The 21,514-nt window shown below is 45.5% G+C and carries 20 protein-coding genes; 5 read left to right on the forward strand and 15 right to left on the reverse strand.

From position 1 onward, the window contains the following. Positions 1-214: 214 nt before the first annotated feature. Both BTA31_RS00540 and gerQ read left to right on the forward strand, forming a co-directional pair. Entirely contained in the window at positions 215-1,561 is a 1,347-nt protein-coding gene (locus BTA31_RS00540; protein ID WP_076788547.1) for a TrkH family potassium uptake protein, read from the forward strand. Positions 1,562-1,798: 237 nt separating this feature from the next. After that, positions 1,799-2,326: a spore coat protein GerQ gene (gene gerQ, locus BTA31_RS00545; protein ID WP_076788214.1), complete on the forward strand. Its 528-nt coding sequence runs from the start codon at positions 1,799-1,801 to the stop codon at positions 2,324-2,326. A gap of 41 nt (positions 2,327-2,367) precedes the next feature. Here the strand turns inward: gerQ and BTA31_RS00550 are convergent, their stop codons facing one another. From BTA31_RS00550 to BTA31_RS00585, 8 genes are all read right to left on the reverse strand, one after another. Next, the gene (locus BTA31_RS00550; protein ID WP_076788217.1) at positions 2,368-3,513 is read right to left on the reverse strand and encodes an ABC transporter permease; all 1,146 of its coding nucleotides are present in this window, start codon (positions 3,511-3,513) and stop codon (positions 2,368-2,370) included. 1 nt (position 3,514) lies between these two features. Then, a complete protein-coding gene (locus BTA31_RS00555) occupies positions 3,515-4,639 on the reverse strand; it encodes an ABC transporter permease (protein ID WP_076788222.1) in 1,125 nt (374 codons plus the stop codon). 16 nt (positions 4,640-4,655) lie between these two features. Continuing rightward, on the reverse strand, positions 4,656-5,591 hold the full coding sequence (locus BTA31_RS00560; RefSeq protein WP_076788228.1) for an ABC transporter ATP-binding protein: 936 nt from the start codon (positions 5,589-5,591) through the stop codon (positions 4,656-4,658). Positions 5,592-5,694: 103 nt separating this feature from the next. Next, a complete protein-coding gene (locus tag BTA31_RS00565; RefSeq protein WP_076788231.1) occupies positions 5,695-6,801 on the reverse strand; it encodes a sensor histidine kinase in 1,107 nt (368 codons plus the stop codon). Positions 6,802-6,815: 14 nt separating this feature from the next. Then, positions 6,816-7,454 carry a response regulator gene (locus tag BTA31_RS00570; RefSeq protein ID WP_076788550.1) on the reverse strand — a complete coding sequence of 213 codons (639 nt, stop codon included), beginning with the start codon at positions 7,452-7,454 and terminating at the stop codon, positions 6,816-6,818. Positions 7,455-7,613: 159 nt separating this feature from the next. Beyond that, positions 7,614-7,985 (reverse strand): DUF423 domain-containing protein, encoded by a 372-nt coding sequence (locus BTA31_RS00575; protein ID WP_043925254.1) that lies wholly within the window; start codon positions 7,983-7,985, stop codon positions 7,614-7,616. Between the two features lie 67 nt (positions 7,986-8,052). Next, entirely contained in the window at positions 8,053-9,354 is a 1,302-nt protein-coding gene (locus BTA31_RS00580; protein WP_043925223.1) for a purine/pyrimidine permease, read from the reverse strand. Between the two features lie 39 nt (positions 9,355-9,393). Next, entirely contained in the window at positions 9,394-9,702 is a 309-nt protein-coding gene (locus BTA31_RS00585) for a YwdI family protein (RefSeq protein WP_043925224.1), read from the reverse strand. 270 nt (positions 9,703-9,972) lie between these two features. Between BTA31_RS00585 and BTA31_RS00590 the strand changes: the two genes are divergently transcribed. After that, positions 9,973-11,355, forward strand: a complete 1,383-nt coding sequence (locus BTA31_RS00590) for an aldehyde dehydrogenase (RefSeq protein ID WP_076788234.1) — start codon at positions 9,973-9,975, stop codon at positions 11,353-11,355. A 45-nt stretch (positions 11,356-11,400) separates the two neighbouring features. On the opposite strand, the gene BTA31_RS00595 is transcribed toward BTA31_RS00590, so the two are convergent. Together BTA31_RS00595 and BTA31_RS00600 are read right to left on the reverse strand one after the other, a co-directional pair. Next, positions 11,401-12,078: a uracil-DNA glycosylase gene (locus tag BTA31_RS00595; protein WP_043925226.1), complete on the reverse strand. Its 678-nt coding sequence runs from the start codon at positions 12,076-12,078 to the stop codon at positions 11,401-11,403. A 13-nt stretch (positions 12,079-12,091) separates the two neighbouring features. Further along, on the reverse strand, positions 12,092-12,910 hold the full coding sequence (locus BTA31_RS00600; protein WP_076788237.1) for a glycosyltransferase family 2 protein: 819 nt from the start codon (positions 12,908-12,910) through the stop codon (positions 12,092-12,094). A 237-nt stretch (positions 12,911-13,147) separates the two neighbouring features. Here BTA31_RS00600 and BTA31_RS00605 point away from each other — a divergent pair, with 237 nt between their 5' ends. After that, entirely contained in the window at positions 13,148-13,960 is an 813-nt protein-coding gene (locus tag BTA31_RS00605) for a bifunctional hydroxymethylpyrimidine kinase/phosphomethylpyrimidine kinase (RefSeq protein ID WP_076788240.1), read from the forward strand. 33 nt (positions 13,961-13,993) lie between these two features. On the opposite strand, the gene BTA31_RS00610 is transcribed toward BTA31_RS00605, so the two are convergent. The 5 genes from BTA31_RS00610 to BTA31_RS00630 form a co-directional block, all read right to left on the reverse strand. Beyond that, positions 13,994-14,260, reverse strand: a complete 267-nt coding sequence (locus BTA31_RS00610) for a hypothetical protein (protein WP_076788243.1) — start codon at positions 14,258-14,260, stop codon at positions 13,994-13,996. Positions 14,261-14,349: 89 nt separating this feature from the next. After that, positions 14,350-15,786: a sucrose-6-phosphate hydrolase gene (locus BTA31_RS00615; RefSeq protein WP_076788246.1), complete on the reverse strand. Its 1,437-nt coding sequence runs from the start codon at positions 15,784-15,786 to the stop codon at positions 14,350-14,352. Positions 15,787-15,805: 19 nt separating this feature from the next. Continuing rightward, positions 15,806-17,185 (reverse strand): sucrose-specific PTS transporter subunit IIBC, encoded by a 1,380-nt coding sequence (locus BTA31_RS00620; RefSeq protein ID WP_076788249.1) that lies wholly within the window; start codon positions 17,183-17,185, stop codon positions 15,806-15,808. Positions 17,186-17,429: 244 nt separating this feature from the next. After that, positions 17,430-18,260: a PRD domain-containing protein gene (locus BTA31_RS00625; protein WP_043925232.1), complete on the reverse strand. Its 831-nt coding sequence runs from the start codon at positions 18,258-18,260 to the stop codon at positions 17,430-17,432. 43 nt (positions 18,261-18,303) lie between these two features. Continuing rightward, on the reverse strand, positions 18,304-18,594 hold the full coding sequence (locus BTA31_RS00630) for a hypothetical protein (RefSeq protein WP_043925233.1): 291 nt from the start codon (positions 18,592-18,594) through the stop codon (positions 18,304-18,306). Between the two features lie 481 nt (positions 18,595-19,075). Here BTA31_RS00630 and BTA31_RS00635 point away from each other — a divergent pair, with 481 nt between their 5' ends. Beyond that, a complete protein-coding gene (locus BTA31_RS00635) occupies positions 19,076-21,496 on the forward strand; it encodes a S8 family peptidase (protein WP_076788252.1) in 2,421 nt (806 codons plus the stop codon). Positions 21,497-21,514: the final 18 nt, after the last annotated feature.

Genomic DNA, 21,514 nt, shown 5'->3' on the forward strand with positions numbered 1-21,514 from the left:
TTCCTCTTGATTTTCTCCGCTGTGCTTTAGTAAAGGACAAAAGGCCTGCCCGCTTCCCTTCTCTTCATTCTCCTGATTTTTTGTTGACAAACGATGTATCTGGCTGTACATTATTGACATTATTGAAACACCACGAACCGCGTTTATGATTGACATAACCTTGCTTTTTCTCCATTCATGTTTTGACTGAATGGATGAAGAAAGGAACGAAAAAATGCCTAAATTTGTTTCTTCAAATCTTGTAAAAGGGAAGATCATCAATATTAGTCCGCCGCAGACGTTGGCCCTCAGTTTCTTGATTATCATTGCCATCGGCGCCTGTTTATTGAAGCTGCCCGGTGCCTCCACTACTTACATCTCATGGGTGGATGCTTTATTTACGGCCACCTCAGCAACTACGGTAACAGGCCTTGTCGTTGTCGATACAGGGGCAGATTTTACGGTGTTCGGACAAACAGTTATTATGTGCCTGATACAAATCGGCGGGCTCGGCTTAATGACATTTGCCGTCCTCATCGTCATGATGATCGGCAAAAAAATCGGCTTGCAGCAGCGGATTCTCGTTCAAGAAGCATTTAACCAGACTTCTTTAGGCGGGCTTGTCCGCTTGGTCAAGCATCTGTTTATTTTCACGATTGTCATAGAATTTGTGGCATTTCTGATCCTTTCGATCAGATGGGTTCCTGAATACGGTTTGCAAAAAGGCTTGTTTCATAGTTTGTTTAACACGATTTCAGCCTTTAACAATGCAGGGTTCTCCCTGTGGCCGGACAGCTTGTCTCAATATGTCGGCGACCCGATTGTCAACCTTGTCATCACAGGCCTTTTCATTACAGGGGGGATCGGCTTTACCGTTCTGCTGGATTTATGGACAAAGCGAAACTTCCGGAAATTATCGCTGCATTCCAAGCTCATGATCATGGGAACATTGATCATCAATACGACAGCCGCCTTGCTGATTTTTATTTTGGAATACTCAAATCCGGGTACGCTCGGCGGACTGCCTTTGGCTGACAAAATGTGGGGCGCTTACTTCCAAGGTGTGACACCGAGAACTGCCGGATTCAATACACTTGATATCGCCCAGATGACAACGCCGTCCCTCCTGTTAACCATTGTTTTGATGTTTATCGGAGCCGGAAGCGCGTCAACAGGAAGCGGAATTAAATTGACAACATTTATCGTGATGATCTTGGCGACGATCACCTTTTTAAGGGGGAAGAGCGAGACGGTTGTGTTCAACAGAGCAATTAAAATGAAAACCATTTTAAGAGCTTTGGCCATTATCGTCATCAGTTTTTTATTCGTGCTTTTCGCATTATTTATATTGACGATCACAGAAAATGCCCCATTTTTGGAAATTGTCTTTGAAGTATTTTCCGCTTTCGGAACAGTCGGCCTGTCGATGGGGCTGACACCTGATTTAACGACTGCAGGCAAAGCGGTTATTATGGTGATGATGTTCATCGGCCGCGTCGGGCCTCTGACCATGGCGTTTACACTGGCCAAGCCGAAGAAGGCGCCGATCCGCCATCCCGAAGATGAAGTGATTACAGGTTAATATGGAGAAAGACCGCTCTTTTCGCGAGCGGTCTTTTTGTTTTTCTCTTCCTAACATGATGTGTCGTCATATTCGCCCCCACCCGTTCATACTGTAAAAGGGATGGGAAATATTGATCTATCATCTTGAGTCATCCCCCAGCTTTTTCAGCCGGATCGTCTTCATAGCAGCACTTTATCATTCCTCATGTATGGATGGTAGGCATGACTTTGACACAATGAAATGAGGAGGAACGAGATGAAATTTAAAAAAAATCAATTTCAGCCGCTTCAGGAGCTTGAAATGCCGGATTTCCGGCAGCAAATGGGGCCCAACCCTTATCCGCAGATGGGGCAAATGTATCAGCAGCAGGGACAGCAGCCTTTCACCCAAATGGGAGGGCAGCAATCGTATCAGCAGCCAAGCCCACAGCTGTTCCAGCCGCAGCCGGCAGGAGTCCAGGTCCCTCCGATGCCTTCAGCACAGCAGACTTCACCGAGTATCCCCGGCATGCTGCCGCTTGAGCAATCCTATATTGAAAATATTTTGCGGCTCAATCGCGGAAAAGTAGCAACCGTATATATGACATTCGAAAACAATCCGGAATGGAATGCGAAAGTCTTTCGGGGAGAAATTGAAGCAGCCGGCCGCGACCACATCATTTTAAGCGACAGAAAAACAGGCACACGCTATTTGCTGCTGATGGTGTATCTTGACTATATTACATTTGATGAACCGATCACTTATGATTATCCGTATTCAATGGCCTCCTATACACCAAGGTAAAGGTTCGGTTTAACTAAAACCGAACCCTTTTTTTATAGATATTAAGCGAAGTTTCTCACATCATTACTGCGTTTGAATTTGTAAATGACGATGAGGAAAAAGACAGCAGCGAAAGCAAACAGGATCATGATATTCAAGTACAGATCTTGAAGCTGCTGTCCATCCTGTAATTTTGCCAGCGTATCCAACACCCACCGCTGCGGAAGAAAGTCCGCGATTCGCTGTGCGAAAGACGGCATGATTTCAACCGGCCAAAAACATCCCGACAGCATGATCGTCGGCATAAAAATCAAATTTCGCAATACCCCGGATGACTTGGAGCTGTTTGCAAAGACGACGGTGATCAATGCCAGGCCGACCGCGCTTAGCGCAAAGATCAGCAGCACCGCTGCCATCTCCCAAAATGAGATGCCGGTTTCCATCCGGAAAACATATTTCACCATCATCAATGTTAAAAAGATTTGGCATGTGATGACAGACATACTGACGGCCACATTGGACATGACGTACTGCCTTGACGTTATCGGTGTGGTCAAAAGCCTGAAATACGTTCTGTTCTCTTTTTCCTTCACTAACAGTTCAGTTAAGCTTCCCGCTGAAAAAAGCATCGCCATCAGCAGAAAACCGACCGTCCGCTCCGTCATATTTTTATTTTTCGCCGTGTCTTCAATCGTATATGTTTTGACACCCGTTTCAGAACTCCGGTAATTTTTATACATTTCCTCAAAGCGCTTTTCATTCCCCTGCGCCGATTTGCCGATTGCGGCGATATTATCAATATAATGATAGACATACGCTTTCACAAATCCGGTAATTTCAGCACCTTTGACAGAGGCGATTGCGATGTGAGCCGGTTCTCCGCTCTGCACGCTTTGAGAAAAGCCTTGCTCAAACGTAATGACGCAATCAAGCTCTCCTGACGCAACTTGACTTTTCCCTTCTGCTTCACTGACCGCGCTGATGTTGACATTTTCAATCCCCTTCAAAAAATCCTCGGTATCTTCGGCAATTCGTCCGCCGTCATGATTGATGATTCCAACGCGCAAATCCGTCTTGCCCATACCTCCCTCTGTCAAAAGCAATACGAATATGCCTAGCAAAGGCAGACATACAAACAGAAAGATATTGATCTTCTTTTTAAAGGTGACATTCAGTGTGTTTTTGACAAGCCATAGCATTTCTTTCATCTTACAGCCCCTCCCTTCTCTGCAATGAGACAACGGCAATCAGCAGAAATAACAGGGATAAGCCGATGTTCAGCAAGATGGCAGGCAGCCCTGCCGCTAGATCGTTCGCAAATATGATGTTCATAATAGCTTCGTTCGTCCAGGCGAGCGGAGACAGGTCTTTGATCAAAGCTAAAACACCTTCCGCACCGTCGACAGGAAAATACGCGCCTCCGAAAAATGCAACCAGCGGAATCAACACGTTAATGATCGCCACCGCCGCTTCCCCCGTTCTCGTCAAATAACTGACGCCAAGGCCGAGGCATACGGCAAACAATACGATGCTGAACAGCACGGCCGCTACAAGCCCGAGATGCTCTCCCCAGTCCGCTTTAAATACGTATTTGCTGACTGCGACGACGGCAAAAATACACAATCCGTTTGTCACAAGATTGCCGATCAGCTTGCCGGCAAAAATTTCGCCTTTATGAACCGGTGCCGCGATCAGCCGGTCGGCTGTTTTTCCAAGCCGCTCTCCCCTTATTAAATAGCTGGCACTTAGTGCACTGTAAAGCGCGATCAGAGTGGTCATGGTAACCGCGTAATAATCTATGGAGCTCGGCCGCCTGTCTGAGCTGAGCGACGTCTCTTTGATATAATTGTCGCCCGGTGTGTCACCGAGCACGGCACCCGCTTGCTCGGGAGCGGCTTTGATGATCTCCGCTGCGGCATTGTACCGGTTAGCAAACGCGGAAAGCATTCCTTGAATAATGCTGTTTTTCATACTGTTTTTACCCATTTGGTAAAGTTTGATGCCGCTGTTTTCGATCTCAAGATAAGCATCGTAGTTCCCCTGTTTGATTTCTTGTTTTTCATCCATATCGGACAATACTTTGTTAAAATGAACGCCGGATGTTTTCGCTTCCTTTGTGAATGTTTTAAAACCTTGCGAAAACGCTCCGTCAGACTTGTCTTTATACAAGACATGAACCTCGCCGACCGCTACTACTTGCTGATCGAAAGCGTTCGTCAGCGCTGTACCCAAAATCATAATCAGTACAATCGGAAATGCCAGCATAAAAAGGAACGTCCGTTTGTCCCGAAAAGCCGATACAATTTCTTTTTTCGCAATGATGAGTGTATTCAAACCTTGGACCTCCTTTCTAATCGCGCAACTGTCTTCCGGTCAAGGTCAGGAACACGGTTTCCAAATTAGGCGCTTTCTCTTCCAATGAACGAATCTCGGCCCCGTTTTTCATCAGCTTTTCAATAATCTGGTTTAAATTGTTGACGCCTGCATCCGAGTTGATTTTGATCGTATTGTCTTCAAGAGCAGCCGCTTCCACGCCGCTGATCGTTTTCAGTTCGCCGATATCGATATTTTCTGCCGATTTAAGAACGACCTGAATATCTTTTGTATTGGTAATGATCGATTTCAGCTGCTCCTTCGTTCCCTCGGCGATAATTTTTCCGTGATCAACGATGGCGATCCGCGTACAGATCTCTTCAACTTCCTCCATATAGTGGCTCGTGTAAATAATCGTACATCCCATCGCATTTAACTTTTTGACGGATTCCAAAATATAATTTCTCGAATGCGGATCAATTCCAACCGTCGGTTCGTCCATGATGATCAGCTTTGGCCTGTGGGCAATCGCGCAGGCGATATTAAGCCTTCTTTTCATACCGCCGGAAAAATTTTTCGGAAAGCTTTTATGCTTATCGCTTAAACCGACGAACTGCAATGCTTCTTCAACCCGATTGTGTAAATGGGCCCCGCGCAGACCATAGAGCCCGGCAAAAAACTTCACATTTTCATATGCCGTTAAATCCTCGTAAATGGCCAGATCCTGCGGAACAATGCCGATATTCATCTTGGCGAACTTGCGGTATTTCGCAATGTTTTTTCCGAGAATCAAAATCTCGCCTTCATTGCTTCTCAGCAAACTCGAGATCATGTGAATGGTCGTACTCTTTCCCGCCCCGTTTGCCCCGAGCAATCCAAATATTTCGCCCTCTTCGATCGAGAGTGATATATTGTCGACGGCAACGAAGTCGCCAAATTTTTTCGTCAGATGCTGGATTTCCAATACATTCATGTTCTCACCTCATTTTGATTTCATTATAAAAAAAAGATGAATGGTGCGGCAGTGCAGCATTTCATCTTTTTCACATGAGAAAATTCATATTTAATTCATGAAATCATTCATGCTTGGGCAGCAGAGTGGTGACAGAGAAGCCGTTCGAACCGTCAACGATCACCTTTCCGTTAACAGAAGCGGCCCGTTCCTCCATCCCGATGATCCCCATCCCTTTCTTAATTTTCTGCCGCCCTTTTCCGTTGTCTTTCACTTCGGCTTTAATGAGCGTATTCAGCACATGAATATAGATGGATACATGTGTCGCCTCAGCATATTTCACCGAGTTTGTCAGCGCTTCGGTGATATTTTCAAAAATAATCTTCCATTGAATCTGAGAAATAACATCCAAATCGCCTTTATGCAAAAATGAAATATTCATATGGTACTGCGCCGAACATTCATCGATAAACAGCCTCAATCTGTGGATACCCATCTGTTCTGAGGGCGGCTTGACGCTTTTTAACGTCAATCTGATGTTTTCGATCCCGTCCTTGGAGATGTTAATCGCATTTTGTAGGAGCTCGGAAGCTTTTTCCTTATCTATGTCAAGAACGCGCTTCGCCGCTTCGAGCTGAATCAGCGCTCCTGTTATGGAATGGCCGATTTTATCGTGTATTTCCTGGGAAAGCCGGTTGCGCTCCTCAAGCTTATACGTATATTCGGATTGTCTGATAAACTCTTTGTTTTCACGCAGGATGTTTGTTAGCTTCTGCATGTCTCTTCTCGTTTGATCAATATGATGTTCAAGCTTTGCAATCCGCGCTGCATCATGACTTGCGGCCCAGTATAGCAAAAATTGAAAAGCGGCCGTCAACGCGTAGACCGCTAAGATGCTTTCATTAATAAACAAAACCGGAACGATTGAAGCGGCAAGTACCAACCACTTCGGCAGTCCGAAATCGGCTGCTCCTTCACACAGGGTAAAAGGAAGGAATAAAATAAATAGGGGGTGCACTTCTGCATAAGAAACGATTGAAATGATGACAGAAATGAGAATAAAAAGCTTTTTTGTTTTTCCTTTAGGTAAAATCGCAATCCCGAGGTTGATACAGACGTAAACAAGAAGGCTGAACACAAGCCACGGCAGATTGTCAATTTCCGAAAAAACGCATTGATAGATGATAAATCCCAACAAAATCAGTTTACCGGTCATAATCCGCAATTCCATGGTGATCCCCCAGGTTAAAAGTTAACTTTTCCGGTTAAATAATAAATTGCAATTTGTGTCCGGTGTTCAAGCCCTGTTTTCCCCAAGATCGAGGAAATATAATTGGCGATCGTACCTTCAGAGATAAACAGTTCTTTCGAAATTTCTTTATTGGACAGCCCTCTGGCGATCAGCGCCATAATCCCGAGCTCGCGTTCGGTAAACAGGCTTTCGTCTATCTTAGGTTCCGCTTCTTTATGATCCGCCAAATTGGACTTAATCTTGTCGAGGATGATATCCTGCATCACAATATGGCCGTTGAACACACTTTTAATCGCGTCTCTGATTCGCTCGGGCTCGGCATTTTTCAGCAAATAACCTTTTGCTCCGTTCCGTATCGCAGCGACGATGTATTCGTCGTCATCAAACGTTGTTAAGATAAAAGGCTTAGCGCCCGTTTCTGAAATGAACCGCGCAGCTTCCACTCCATCCATGTTGGGCATGCGGACATCAAGCAATGCAATATCCACAGCTTGGCCGCGGCAAAATTCGACTGCCTGTAAGCCATCCTCCACCGTCGCCAGCACTTCAAATTCATCATAAGTGCTCAATATGATTTTCATGCCCTCTCTTATGAATGAATTGTCATCCGCAATGATCACTTTAATTTTCATCGTTTGAACGGAGACCGGTCCTCCGCCGTGCACATCCCTTCTGTCAAAATGCAAAAGCCGGGTCTTTCGCCCTGGTCATAACATTAAATTACCATGAATCAGCCCCTGTTAAAATAAAAAAAGCCAATCCTTTTCAGGAGATTGGCTTTTTTAGTACAACTACAAGTATTTGACCGCTGAGACAATGATCATGATCCATGCGGCAATAAACGCCACGCCGCCCAGCGGAGTAATCGCACCGAGGACGCTGATTTGCGTAAGGCTGAGGACATATAAACTTCCTGAAAATAAAACGATTCCGGCAAACATCAGCCACCCTGCCGCAGATACGCTTCCCGCATCTGTCAGTTTTGCCGCGATGAGCGCGACGGCAATTAAACCGAGCGCATGATACATATGATACTGGACGCCGGTCTGCCAGATTTGCAAATATTTCTCGGGAATTTTCCCTTCAAGACCATGGGCTCCGAACGCCCCTAAAGCAACCGCAAGCATAGCATTGACAGCACCTAAAATTAAAAATAATTTCACGATCAAATCGCCCGCCTTTCTTTTATCATCATAGCGTACACGCTTTGAATTTCAACGTTTGCAAATCTCATGACACGATATTGTCATATTTCTTTTTCCTAAGCTGTATCTGTTCCGCAGCAATCGCTACAATTGTTCCAAGGACAAGCCCGTTGCTTAAAATGGAAACAAAAACAGGGTGCATTCCTTCCAAAGCACTTTCAGGTACAAACATAACCCCCACACCGGCAAGGAGCGCAATCCCGGTAACAAAACGGACGCGGCCGGCCTCGTCCTTTTCATAAGAATCGAATTCAGCAAATGCCAGGCCGACCATCGTTGAAAACACGACGAAGTTCACCGCAAAACCGACCGGAGACGGCAGGCTGGCAAAAGTATTCATGACCAGCGGGAAGAAGCTGATGACGATCACGATCAGACTCCCGAGCAAAAACGGTTTTTTTGAAGACATTCTCGTCGTTTGAATAAACCCGGCCGCCCCGGATATCGGCACCGTCCCTACAGCTCCGAGCACACCGCTCAGCAAATGGCTGACGGAGGCGATAAATCCGGCCGGACGGGCCCGCTTCCTCTCTTCCAGCTTCTCAAACTGTCTGACCGCTCCTTCAACCACCCGTATGCTGGCGAGCATATTGACGATTAATAAAACTGTAATAAACAGCGAAGTAACGACTAATCCGCTGTCAAACAGCGGCATCCCGAAAGGAAAAATATCAGGAAGATGGAACAGCTGGTTCGCACGTTCAGGCGCCTTCGCCACGCCAAATACGGCAAATAAAACCCAGCCGCCGAAAAGTGCAATTAAAATTGAATATTGCTTAAGAACCGGAATGTTTGACCTGCTCATCAGAAACGTAGCCAGCATAATCACAACCGCCAGCAAAAACACGGGTATATCGACCTCGTTTTTCCGGTAGCCGATCCCCATGACACCTTTAACGATCGGATCGCTCAGCTGGATGACCAGCAGCAGTAAATAAATGCCCGTCACAACAGGAGTAAACATCACAGCCAGCTTATCAATGACTTTAAACAAACTAAAAATAAAGAAGAAAACCGCGCTTAACAGCATCGCTCCCTGCAGCCCCTGGAGCGTTTCGATATGAGTCGCAAATACGGTCCCTGTAAGACCGGCATAAATCGTGTATACGCCCCACCAGAGACCAGCCGGACTCTCATTAATCGGCAGGCGGTGTCCCAATAAACATTGGATAAAAGCCGTTGTGCCGAGCACGAAAAAAGTGCTTTGAACCAGCCCTGCGGTCTCTGCCTGGTTCAGCCCGAATGACTGACCGATTGCAATGGGCACCACGATTGCGGACGCAATAATAAATGCCGTCCATTGTAAAGCCCCAAAAAGCAGTTTCAAGTTGATCAACCTCTCTTTTTTACAACAGCCGGACGGCGTCTAGAAATCAAAAATAGAATCTCCGTTGCCGTCATCTTCATGCTTTTGTTTCTCTTGTTTTTTGTATTGTTCAGCACCGGCGCTCCCCATCATTTTTTCTAGCATCAGCTGATCGCTCGATGGTTTATTGGCCGTTTGAACATAAGGCGAAGACTGGACGGACGGCCGCTGCTGCGGTTCAACAATGACGTCGCAAAGGGAGCGGATCACCGCGATGTGCATTTTCAATTCGTTTTCCTGGTTGCATTCCTTTGCTTTTTTCAATTCGTCCTCCATCTTCTGCAGCAAACTTGATATATGTATGTTCATCAAATCGATCCTCCAAACCGTTTTTCAGTTTCCATTTCATTTTACCAAATTAACTTCTCTCATGCCGAATGCACTTTTAAAATATCCGTTGCGAAAAATTGCCTCTCCCGCTATGAAATATGGTCTTTTACATTTCAAAAAAAGATATCTACGGGCACATGCGGGTGAAAACACCGATTTTCTTCCGGCCAAAAGTTGACAGCTGAAAAGGCTGTCACACATAATGAAAAAAACTTCACTCGAATTTCTAAAAGCGAAAGGAAACAGGGAATGGCAGAACAAACACCCCCTATCGAAACGACCGTTACCGAGCAAAAGCGATATTTTTTAAGCGGGGCAACACTCGCTGTTGAAAATCGTCTGGAACAGCTCAACATTCTTAAAGATGCTGTAAAAAAATATGAAGGGGACATACTTGAGGCTCTTCAGAAAGATCTTAATAAATCAGAGCACGAAGCCTATATGACGGAAATCGGCATTGTACTGGAAGAAATCCGCTTTATCAGCAGACGATTAAAAAAATGGACCAAACCGAAAAAGGCGAAAACGGCCGTCTCGCATATCGGTTCAAAAAGCATCGTCATTCCGGAGCCCTACGGCACGGTCCTGATCATCGCGCCATGGAACTATCCGTTTCAGCTTGCCGTCTCGCCCCTGATCGGCGCACTTGCTGCGGGGAATACCGCCGTCATCAAACCGTCTGAGCTTGCTCCCGCCGTATCAAGCGTCATATCCGAAATGATCAAGGAAAGCTTTCCGCCCGAATATGTGTCCGTTATGGAGGGGGGAGTGGAGACGAATCAAGAGCTTTTGCGGCAAAAATTTGACTATATCTTTTTTACGGGCAGTGTTCCCGTGGGCAAAGTTGTCATGGAAGCTGCAGCAAAACAGCTTATTCCAGTCACCCTCGAGCTTGGCGGAAAAAGCCCCTGCATCGTGCACAAGGATGCTGATCTCAAGCTTGCGGCTCAAAGGATTGTTTTCGGAAAGCTGACAAACGCAGGACAGACGTGCATCGCGCCTGACTATCTGCTCGTACACAAAGATGTAAAAAGCGAGCTGATACGCGCTCTGAAACAAACGATTCAAACATTTTACGGAGAAGAGCCGGAAAGCCATCCGGCGTACGGAAAAATTATAAGTAAACGTCATTTCGAACGGTTAATCCGCTTTTTACACAATGAGAATATCGTCACAGGCGGAACATATCAAAGAGACGCACTCAAAATTGCTCCGGCCATTATCGATGAACCTGACTGGGAATCGCCGGTCATGCAGGAAGAGATTTTCGGACCGATCCTTCCCGTCATCGGCTATGAAACAATCGAAGACGTTATCCAAATGGTTCAAAGTCGCCCTAAACCGCTCGCACTCTATTTGTTTACGAATGAAAAACCGGTACAAAAGCACATCCTCAGCCGGATTTCATTTGGCGGGGGATGCATCAATGACACGCTGATGCACACAGCCACACCTTACCTACCCTTCGGCGGTGTAGGTGAAAGCGGAATCGGAAGTTACCATGGGTATCACAGCTTTAAGACGTTTTCCCATGAAAAAAGCGTTTTAAAACAGACAAACCTGTTTGACATTTCATTCCGTTATCCTTCATCGAAAAACGGACTGCGGATCATCAAAAAACTTCTCAGATAGAAGCGAGACAAACGAAGAACCGCTTTTTTAGCGGTTCTCGCGATTTTAAAGATTCGGAAGGGACCAATTAATCGGCTCATCCCCGATTTGTTTCAAATACTGATTGGCTCTTGAAAACGGTCTGCTCCCAAAAAACCCGTTTCTAGCCGAGAATGGGCTCGGATGCGGCGATTGGATAATAAAATGTTTGGATGTATCGATTCGTTCTTTTTTCATTTGGGCATGCCGGCCCCAGAGAATAAAAACGACCGGCTTATCTCTTTTGTTTAAAACATCTATGATACTGTCTGTCAGCTGTTCCCAGCCTTTTCCTTTATGCGAATTTGCCTGGCCCCGTCTCACGGTCAAAACGGTGTTCAGCAGCAGAACGCCTTGCTTAGCCCAGCTGACGAGAGAACCGTGATTGGGGATATCGGCGCCAATGTCATTCTGCAATTCTATAAAAATGTTTTTCAAAGAAGGCGGTGGATTGACACCGGGTTGCACGGAAAAACTTAAGCCATGGGCCTGACCCGGACCGTGATACGGATCCTGGCCGAGAATCACGACTTTAACATTTTCATAGGAAGTATAATGCAAAGCATTGTATATATCGTTCGGTTCAGGATATACGGTGTGTTCTGCATACTCCCTTTTCAGCATTTCCCTCAGTTCTTGATAGTAAGGCTTATTAAACTCGTCCTTCAGCTGTTGCCACCAACTGTCATTCAAAATCTGTTTCAATGTTCAGGCCTCCTTAATTCAATTGTCTTGCAGCAGTGAGCCTGGATGTGACCGGTTTTCCGTCCCAGACGATTTCGCTTTCCGCTTCCCTTTTTTTCATGGCAGGTTCTTCGAGAAGCACGAAAAAGTTCTTTGTCGGCAGCTTGCCAAGCTGATGCTTTTCACTCAAGACATCCAAGTAATACTGCCTCATTCCGCCAAGATCTCCGGACTGGTTGTCACCCTGGTCTGAAAACGCATAGATTACGCTTGCGAAAGGAACCCTTTTCACGCGAAACCGCTCAGCGGCTCTCAGGAAAAAGTCCCAATCCCAATAATTGTGGACGTCAGGATCAAAATAGCCGATTTCGTCATGAAGAGATCGTTTGTACATACTTCCTGAAGGAACATATGTAGAAAACTTCCTCATTTCATCCAAGTTAAAGGAATACGCAAAAAGATAACGGCTTATTGGAATTCTTTTATCCTCTTTTTCTTCGAAAGACACAATCTCAGCATCCGAATAAACAAAATCAGCGGTCTCCAGCTCAATCAACATTCTTTCCATATGACACGGAGTGAAAAAATCATCATCATCACACAGCATAATAACATCTCCGGAAGCTTCTTTCACCCCCATATTTCTCGCTTTTACATGCTTCACGTTTTCTTTCAGAAGTATAACTCTGATCGGAAGGTCTGAATAAAGGCGCTCAACAAAGTCGACGCTCTCCCCGGCATCATTTACAATAATGACTTCAAACGGTGCAACAGACTGTTTTGTAATGGATTCAAGCAATTCGCACAAAGCGGTGATCCGATTATGCGTAACAACTACGATAGATAAGTTCATGTTTGTGATATACGCTCCTTCTTATTTCATTCTAAACATATTAAATCATAATGCGAATGATTTCACATGGATCAAAAGATGGTTTGGTTTTTTATGCCAATCCATTCACGAAATTTGGCAGAGGACCGCTGCACTATAAAGCGGCAGCCATTTCATTGTGATCTTGCGAAAAGCTGTCTATAATAAGTAATAAGCCAACTTTGGATGGAATCTCTTATCGTGGAGGATTGACTGAACATGACAATGCATAAAGCACTGACAATCGCCGGCTCTGACTCAAGCGGAGGCGCCGGCATTCAGGCGGACTTAAAAACGTTCCAGGAAAAGAACGTCTATGGAATGACGGCCCTTACGGTTGTTGTCGCCATGGATCCTGAGAACAATTGGAATCATCAGGTATTCCCAGTTGATACGGAAGTCATCCGCGCCCAGCTGTCGACGATTGTGGACGGCATCGGTGTAGATGCGATGAAAACGGGCATGCTTCCGACCGTTGACATCATTGAATTGGCGGCAGACACCATCAAGAAGCACAGCATGAAAAATGTCGTCATTGATCCTGTTATGGTATGTAAAGGGGCAAATGAAGTGCTGTATCCCGAACACGCAAAGGCTTTAAGAGAGCTTTTGGCTCCGCTTGCCACGGTCATTACGCCAAATCTTTTTGAAGCCGGCCAGCTCAGCGGACTTGGGGAAATTAAAACGGTTGAACAAATGAAGGAAGCGGCAAAGGCCATTCACGGCCTCGGCGCCGAACACGTCCTCATTACAGGGGGAGGCAAACTGAATCACGAAAAAGCGGTAGACGTATTATTTGACGGCCGGAATGCAGAGGTCATCGAAGGAGAAAGAATTGACACCCCATACACACACGGGGCGGGCTGCACCTATTCCGCGGCGATTACGGCTGAACTTGCCAAAGGTTCAAATGTAAAAGAAGCCATTTATTCTGCAAAAACGTTTATTACGGAAGCGATTCGCGGATCATTCCGTTTGAATCAATACGTCGGTCCGACGAAGCACTCCGCTTTGCGACTCAGCGGCAAATAAAAAAAGCCCCTTTTACATAAAAGGGGCTTTTTTTTAGCTTTCCCGTTTGATCGTTCTTGCAGATGATCTTAAAAACGTCTCGATCGATTCCACAAAAAGAGCATATTCTTTCATTTGTTCATAAGTGTCTCGAAGTTTCTTTTGTACTTCTTCATCATTCGGAATTGTTTTATCTTCAATACCGCCGATCAGCTTCTTCATCTGAAGAAGCAAACCATTGTATTCCTCTCTCGTATCCTCAATATGATCCGCTATTTTTTTCAAACGCACGGCTGTCAACTTCTGCTGGTTTTGATCCAAAAAAACAACCCCTTTATCACTGCACTCTCTCTAAAAAAAGCATATCATAAAGGGATTGTACAGAAAATAGCAAACCGCAGCCACGCCCTTTATGCCATCGTCCAGGATGTCACATTCATTATGATTTCTTTTCTGGCACTGATCCAAACATCATTATTTCCCGGGTAAGGAAAATATCTTGCCGTAAAGACTTCCTCTCCCCCATTGACGAAGATTTCAATAGAAGACGCGTCTAAAAAGATGTTTAAATCGCGAAGCTCATGCAGACGGCACTGTCTGGCTTCCGTTCTTTCATCAACATAACTGTTTCTCTCCAAGGTTATGATGCCGTCTGCTTTATTGTAAATGAGTCGCGCGGCACCCCTGAAGGAAATCTCAAAGCTCTCTTCAATAAGTTGCGGGCTGATGAAAAGTTCGGCTTTGTCCGGTTGAACAATGTCCAGTTTTTCGGTGCCTTGATTAAGTGATATTGCCGCGTTTTTTTCGTTTTGGCGGAGCGCTCTAAGCTCCGCGACCGGTTTTTGAACGATTTTATCATTTTGTAAATGCAATACCCTCGGCAATGTCATACAATGCACCCATTGATGCGGAATCGTCGGCTGGCTCTGTTCATCCTGGTCTGGAACACCCATCCAGGCAACCAATATCCTCCGGCCTGATTCGTCTTTTGTTGTCTGCGGCGCATAAAAGTCAAAGCCTCGATCAAGCTCTTCAAAATCTCCGTGTGTAAACCCGGGTTTCCGCTCGTTCAATTCACCGACAAAATAGCCTGACTGATAGACGTTTTGGTAGCGCATCTCTTCTGCTTCAAGGCCTTGCGGGCAGACAATTAAGACGTCTTTGCCGTCCAGTTCGAACATGTCAGGGCATTCCCACATATAGCCGAATTCCTCGAGCTGATCTGTATTTGAACCTGTGATGTCGCCAAGGAACTGCCAGTCCTGCAAATTATCCGATTGAAACAGCACCGCCCTGCCCTCAAGATTTTCAGTCTGGGCGCCGAGTACCATGTACCAGATGCCGTTCTTTTTCCATACTTTCGGGTCGCGGAAATGAGCCGTATATCCTTTCGGAAGCCTTGCAACAACCCCCTGCTTTTCAAACGAGATGCCATCTTTTGAGACAGCGAGACATTGATAGGTCTCCCTATTTCCCTCGGCGTCTCTGACATTCCCCGTATAAAACAGGTGCAGCACATCATTTTCAGCGATCGCGCTTCCTGAATAACAACCATTTTTGTCAAACCAGTCGCTCGGCGTGAGGGCGATCTCTTCATGCCGCCAGTTCACGAGATCTGTTGAAGAGTAGTGTCCCCATAACTTTGCTCCGTGCCCCGTTTTAAAAGGCATCCACTGATAAAAAAGATGGTAAACCCCTTTCCACTGAACGAACCCGTTCGGATCATTCAGCAGTCCGACAGGAGGCATGATATGATAATGCAGCCGATAGGGATCAAGATTTACAATATCCCGGTATTCTCTAACCCGGTTCATTGCCTTTTGACGAAGCTCCTGATCTTGATTCATCGTTTTCCCCTCCCTTACGTCACTTTTTCTCGTCTTCATTAATGCCTAAGATAAAGGCTGTGATAAACGCGACAGACACAGAAATCGCCATTCCGATTAAATAATGGATCAGGTTACCCATTCCAAGCGGGGCGACAATCGCAATCATCGGAATTCCCGTCAAACCGTAGGCGTTTGCTGCAACATTCATAAAGACAACGTATGCCGCACCGAGCGCTCCCCCGGCCATTGCCGCGATAAACGGCCTGCGGTAACGGAGGTTGACACCGAAAATAACAGGTTCGGTAATACCGAGAAAAGAAGAAAAAGCAGCAGGTAAAGCGATTTCTTTTGTTTTTGCACGCTTTGCCAAAAAGAATACAGCAAGTCCGGCCCCGCCTTGGGCGACATTGGACATAGACCAGATCGGGAGCAGGTAGTTCCTGCCGATATCAGCGATAAGGCCGGCCTCAATCGCGTGGAAACTGTGGTGAACACCGGTTAAAACGATCAGCGAGTATGTTCCCCCGAAAATCAGTCCGGCAACAGGCCCGGCAACGTCATACACATATGTTAAAACGTTCGTGATTCCTGTACCAAGCATTCTTCCTAAAGGACCGATCGCTATAAAAGCAATGAATCCCGTTGAAATAATCGTGACAAACGGTGTTACTAATAGATCGATCGCATTTGGAACGATTTTTCTTACGCCTTTTTCGATTTTACTCATCACATATACGGCAAGCAAAATTGGAACAACGGTTCCTTGATAGCCAAGCATCTCGATTTTGAGTCCGTAAAAGTCCATCACATCCGGTGAGGCAGTTGCCAGTCCCCAAGGATTGAACAAGCTCGGGTGAATTAAAATTCCTCCAAGTACAGCCCCCAGGTAAGGATTGCTGCCAAACTCTTTCGCAGCACTGACACCGATCAAGATCGGAAGGATAATAAATGCCGCGCTCGAGAACATATCAAGCATTTTATACAGCGCCGCATCAGGATCGACCCACTGAAATGCCTTCATCATTCCCAGCAGCCCCATTAATAAACCGCTTGCAACAATGGCCGGGATGATTGGCACGAAAATATTTGACAGCGTTTTCGCGAATCTCGCTAAAGGATTCATTTTTCCCTTTGCGGCATCGCTGTGCTGAACCGTTTCCTTTTGATCAAGATTCAGCTCTTTGGCAAACTGTTCATACACTTTATTAACAAGTCCTGTTCCGAAAATAATCTGGTATTGCCCAGAGCTCGAAAAGGCTCCTTTTACACCTTCCAGCTCTTCGACCTTTTCCTGGTCGATTTTTGCTTCGTCCTTGATCACCAAACGAAGCCTTGTCGCACAATGAGCTGCACTGATGACATTATCTTCTCCGCCAAGAAGCTGTATAAGACGTACGGCGATTTCTTTGTGATTCATGATGACTCCTCCTTTTTTTTAAAAAAAAAGCAGAAAAGACCTAAAATTCACCAACGAATGGAGGATAAATTTTCACCATTCATCTAGCAAATTTTAGGTCTTGCCTGCTTTACCAGTCACAATCCCCGGTATTTATTTTTTAATACGCTTTCATTTTATTATGTGATAACGCTTTCGTCAACAACTTTTTTATTTTCTGTGAAAATCAACCTAAAAAAGCCTGATCGCGCGATATCAGGCGGTATTACCTATAGGAATCATTTAAACGCTGGACATGCAGCGTAATATATCCGACTTCTGATTCCGGAAGATGAAGTTCATATTCAGTTTTTACGTAATCCGCCAGCCCTGCCGCACACCGGTAGCTTTCAGGATACTTTTGCCGGATGAAATAAAGCATGTCATCGTCCATGACATGAAACGCTTCATTTGATTCCAGCCGGTTGATGGCATACCTGAGATGCGTGACAAGACGCTGATATGAGATGCTGTTTTCGTCAATCTTCTGATTGAAACAGCCTTCGATTTTTTCTATCAATTCTTTGATGATGTTCGTGTATTTAAGAGTCTTCTGCATGTTTTCCGCATCCATTTTTGCGGTATGAATATGCAGCGCAATATAACCCGCTTCATCATCAGGCAATTCGACTTTCAATTTTTCTTTGACCAAATCGATTGCCCAGAGTCCGATCTCATATTCTTTTTTATAAAGCGCTTTGATTTCATTTAATAATTTATTTTGAATGACGAATCCTTTGCGGACTCGCTCGATCGCAAATGACAAATGATCCACAAGGGCGATGTGGATATGATCGCTCAACGGTGCGGACAGCTGCCCTTCCGCATAGCTGATGATCTCTTCGGCAGCTTCAATATGTTCTTCCGGAAGTGTTTCGAGAATTTGTTTAAACTTTTCATTTTCTTCATGAATGGTAAATATTTTTTCTACCTTGTTTCTTGAAATGGTATCGTTTTTGCCTTTTTGAAAAGCGATACCAGGTCCCATGACAATTTTTTCTTGACCATCCTCCTTTATGATTGCTGCATTGTTGTTCAATACTTTATAGATTTTCAAAAGCTGTCACCCACTTCCCGTTATGAGTGGGATTTTACCTTGTTTAAGTTCCCGTGTAAAGAGTTGGTCCGGCTCTTACCCTCTTCACTGCTTTTTTGCAAACAGCCCGGTTGGGTTCTGCTGTAAAACTGCCGGGCTTCACTCTCTTACAGCCCGACATCCGCTCTGTTTTCTCTTCTCTTTTTTCCGAAAAGCCGCCTGCCTGATAAGCATCGGCAGCCTGATATGTACCGCCGGCGAACGCCATCACCTTCATCTGATTCTCTCTGACAGGCATCACCGCATTCAGCAGCACCGCCGTCCATAACTTTAAAAATGATATCAAACCTTTCATACCGATCCCCTCCAGTTTCGTTTTGATAAAACTAGCAACTCTATTAAACTTTCTTGCTCTATCTTATCCCAGCAAAATGAAAATGTTTGTCACAATGTGTGTGCAAAATGATTCTAGTTTTTAGAAGTTTTGTTGAAAACTGCTGGAATCGCATGATTCAGCGGAAACAAACCATGATTGTGACTTACTCACAGCTTATCCTAAGGATAAACACATATTACCCACAGGGTATATCCACATATCCACATATTTATTCAACATTTAGTATAAGAACGTACATTCCCTACAATATCTATACACAGGTTTATTCACTTATACACAGTAAATTGTGAATAAATCTGAAAAATCTACTCCAATACATTGAATCTTTGAAAATTATTTCTATATATAGAAGGATTTTTTTAAAACTGAGAGAATATTTTAAAAGTTCGAAACTCTAAGGATTACAAAGAAACCATTTATCCATAAGGGGGAAAACAGATTGAGAAAAAGTATCGTGCGCTATTTTGTTATGGCTTTTATTCTATTATTTACGTTATCCACATTCCTCACCGGAGTGCAGGCAACATCCGTTCCCGATCAAAAGTCGCCTGAGCTTGAGAAAGCAGAAATCTACGGTGATATTGATGTGACGTCTGATAAACAGACGACGGTTATTGTGGAGCTGAAAGAAAAGTCGCTTGCCGAAGCAAAAGCGGATGGGGAAAAACAAACGAAAGCTTCTTTAAAAACCGCTCGCAGCAAAGCGAAAAACAAAGCGGTGAAAACACTCAAAAAAGCGAAAGTAAACCGCGAATACGACCGTGTATTTTCGGGCTTTTCTATGAAACTGCCGGCCAGTGAAATTCCGAAGCTGCTCGCCGTCAAGGAAGTTAAAGCGGTTTATCCAAACGCAACTTACAAACCTGACAGCGTAAAAGGAAAAGACGTGACACTTGCAGCAGATGCCATTTATCCACAGATGGATAAAAGTGCACCGTACATCGGAGCAGATCAGGCATGGAAATCGGGCTATACCGGCAAAGGCATTAAAGTAGCCGTTATTGATACGGGCGTGGATTACACACATCCTGACTTAAAGAAAAATTTCGGTCCATATAAGGGGTATGACTTTGTGGATAATGATTATGATCCACAGGAAACACCGACAGGCGACCCGCGCGGGGGAGCGACTGATCACGGCACTCATGTTGCGGGGACCATCGCCGCAAACGGACAGATTAAAGGCGTGGCGCCTGAAGCAACGCTTCTTGCTTACCGTGTGCTCGGCCCCGGCGGCTCAGGAACAACCGAGAACGTGATTGCGGGCATTGAAAAAGCCGTTGCGGACGGAGCAAAAGTGATGAACCTCTCATTGGGAAATTCGCTGAACAGTCCTGATTATGCAACAAGCATCGCACTGGACTGGGCGATGGCCGAAGGAGTTGCCGCCGTTACGTCAAACGGGAACAGCGGTCCGGAAAACTGGACGGTCGGCTCGCCGGGAACTTCAAGGGATGCGATTTCCGTCGGTGCCTCACAGCTTCCGTATAATGAGTATTCTGTGACGTTTCCTTCGTATTCGTCAGCAAAAGTGATGGGATACCAAGAGGAAAAAGATCTTGAAGCATTGAACGGTCAAGAGGTGGAGTTCGTTGAAGCCGGCCTCGGACAAGCTGACGATTTCACAGGCAAAGATGTGAAAGGAAAGGTAGCGGTTATCCAGAGAGGCGTCATTCCATTTGTGGATAAGGCCGAAAATGCCAAAAACGCCGGCGCTGTCGGAGCCGTGATTTACAATAATGTAACAGGGGAAATCGAGGCCAACGTCATGGGGATGGCCGTACCGACTGTCAAATTGTCAAAAGAAGAAGGCGAAAAGCTTGTTCAACAGATCAAAGAAGGGAAACGCTCCGCTGTTTTTTCTTTTAAATTGGACAAAAAGCTGGGGGAAACGATTGCCTCCTTCTCGTCCCGCGGTCCTGTCATGGATACCTGGATGATTAAACCTGACGTTTCAGCGCCAGGCGTCAACATCGTCAGCACCATTCCGACCCACGATCCGCAAAACCCTCACGGTTACGGTTCAAAGCAGGGAACAAGCATGGCTTCCCCACATGTCGCGGGAACGGCAGCCATTTTAAAGCAGGCCAAACCGGATTGGACGCCTGAGCAAATCAAAGGCGTGCTGATGAATACGGCGGAAAAACTGACGGATGAAAACGGAAAGCCTCTCCCTCACAATACGCAAGGAGCGGGCAGCATTCGCATCATGGACGCCCTTAAAGCTTCATCGATTGTAACGCCGGGCAGCCATTCATACGGAACATTCCTGAAAGACAAAGGAAAACAAACGAAAAAACAAGCGTTCACGATTGAAAACCTTTCTTCATACAGAAAAGCCTATCAGCTCGAGTACTCCTTTAAAGGAGCAGGCATTACGGTATCAGGAACGGAACGAGTCGTGGTACCGGCCAATCAAACAGGTAAAGCAACGGCAAAAGTAACCGTCAATTCCGCCAAAACGAAAGCAGGCACATATGAAGGCACGGTTTACGTCCGTGAAGGAGGAAGAAAAGTCGCCGAAATCCCGCTCCTATTGATCGTCAAAGAGCCCGACTACCCGCGCGTCACATCCGTAACGGTTGAACCGGGGGCAAAACAAGGCACTTACACGATCGAAGCCTACCTGCCGGGCGGGGCTGAAGAGCTCGCATTTCTCGTCTATGATGAAAACCTGAACCTTCTCGGACAGGCCGGCGTTTACAAAAATCAGGGCAAAGGCTATCAATCTTATCAATGGAACGGCAAAATCAATGATGCCGCATCCCTTAAATCCGGAAAATACTATATGCTTGCCTATGCATCCGCCAAAGGAAAATCAAGCTACGTCTTGACGGAAGACCCTTTTATCGTCGAATAATGACAAGCCTTGTTGAGA

The sequence above is a fragment of the Bacillus haynesii genome (assembly GCF_001969855.1).
In the GTDB taxonomy this organism is placed as follows: domain Bacteria; phylum Bacillota; class Bacilli; order Bacillales; family Bacillaceae; genus Bacillus; species Bacillus haynesii.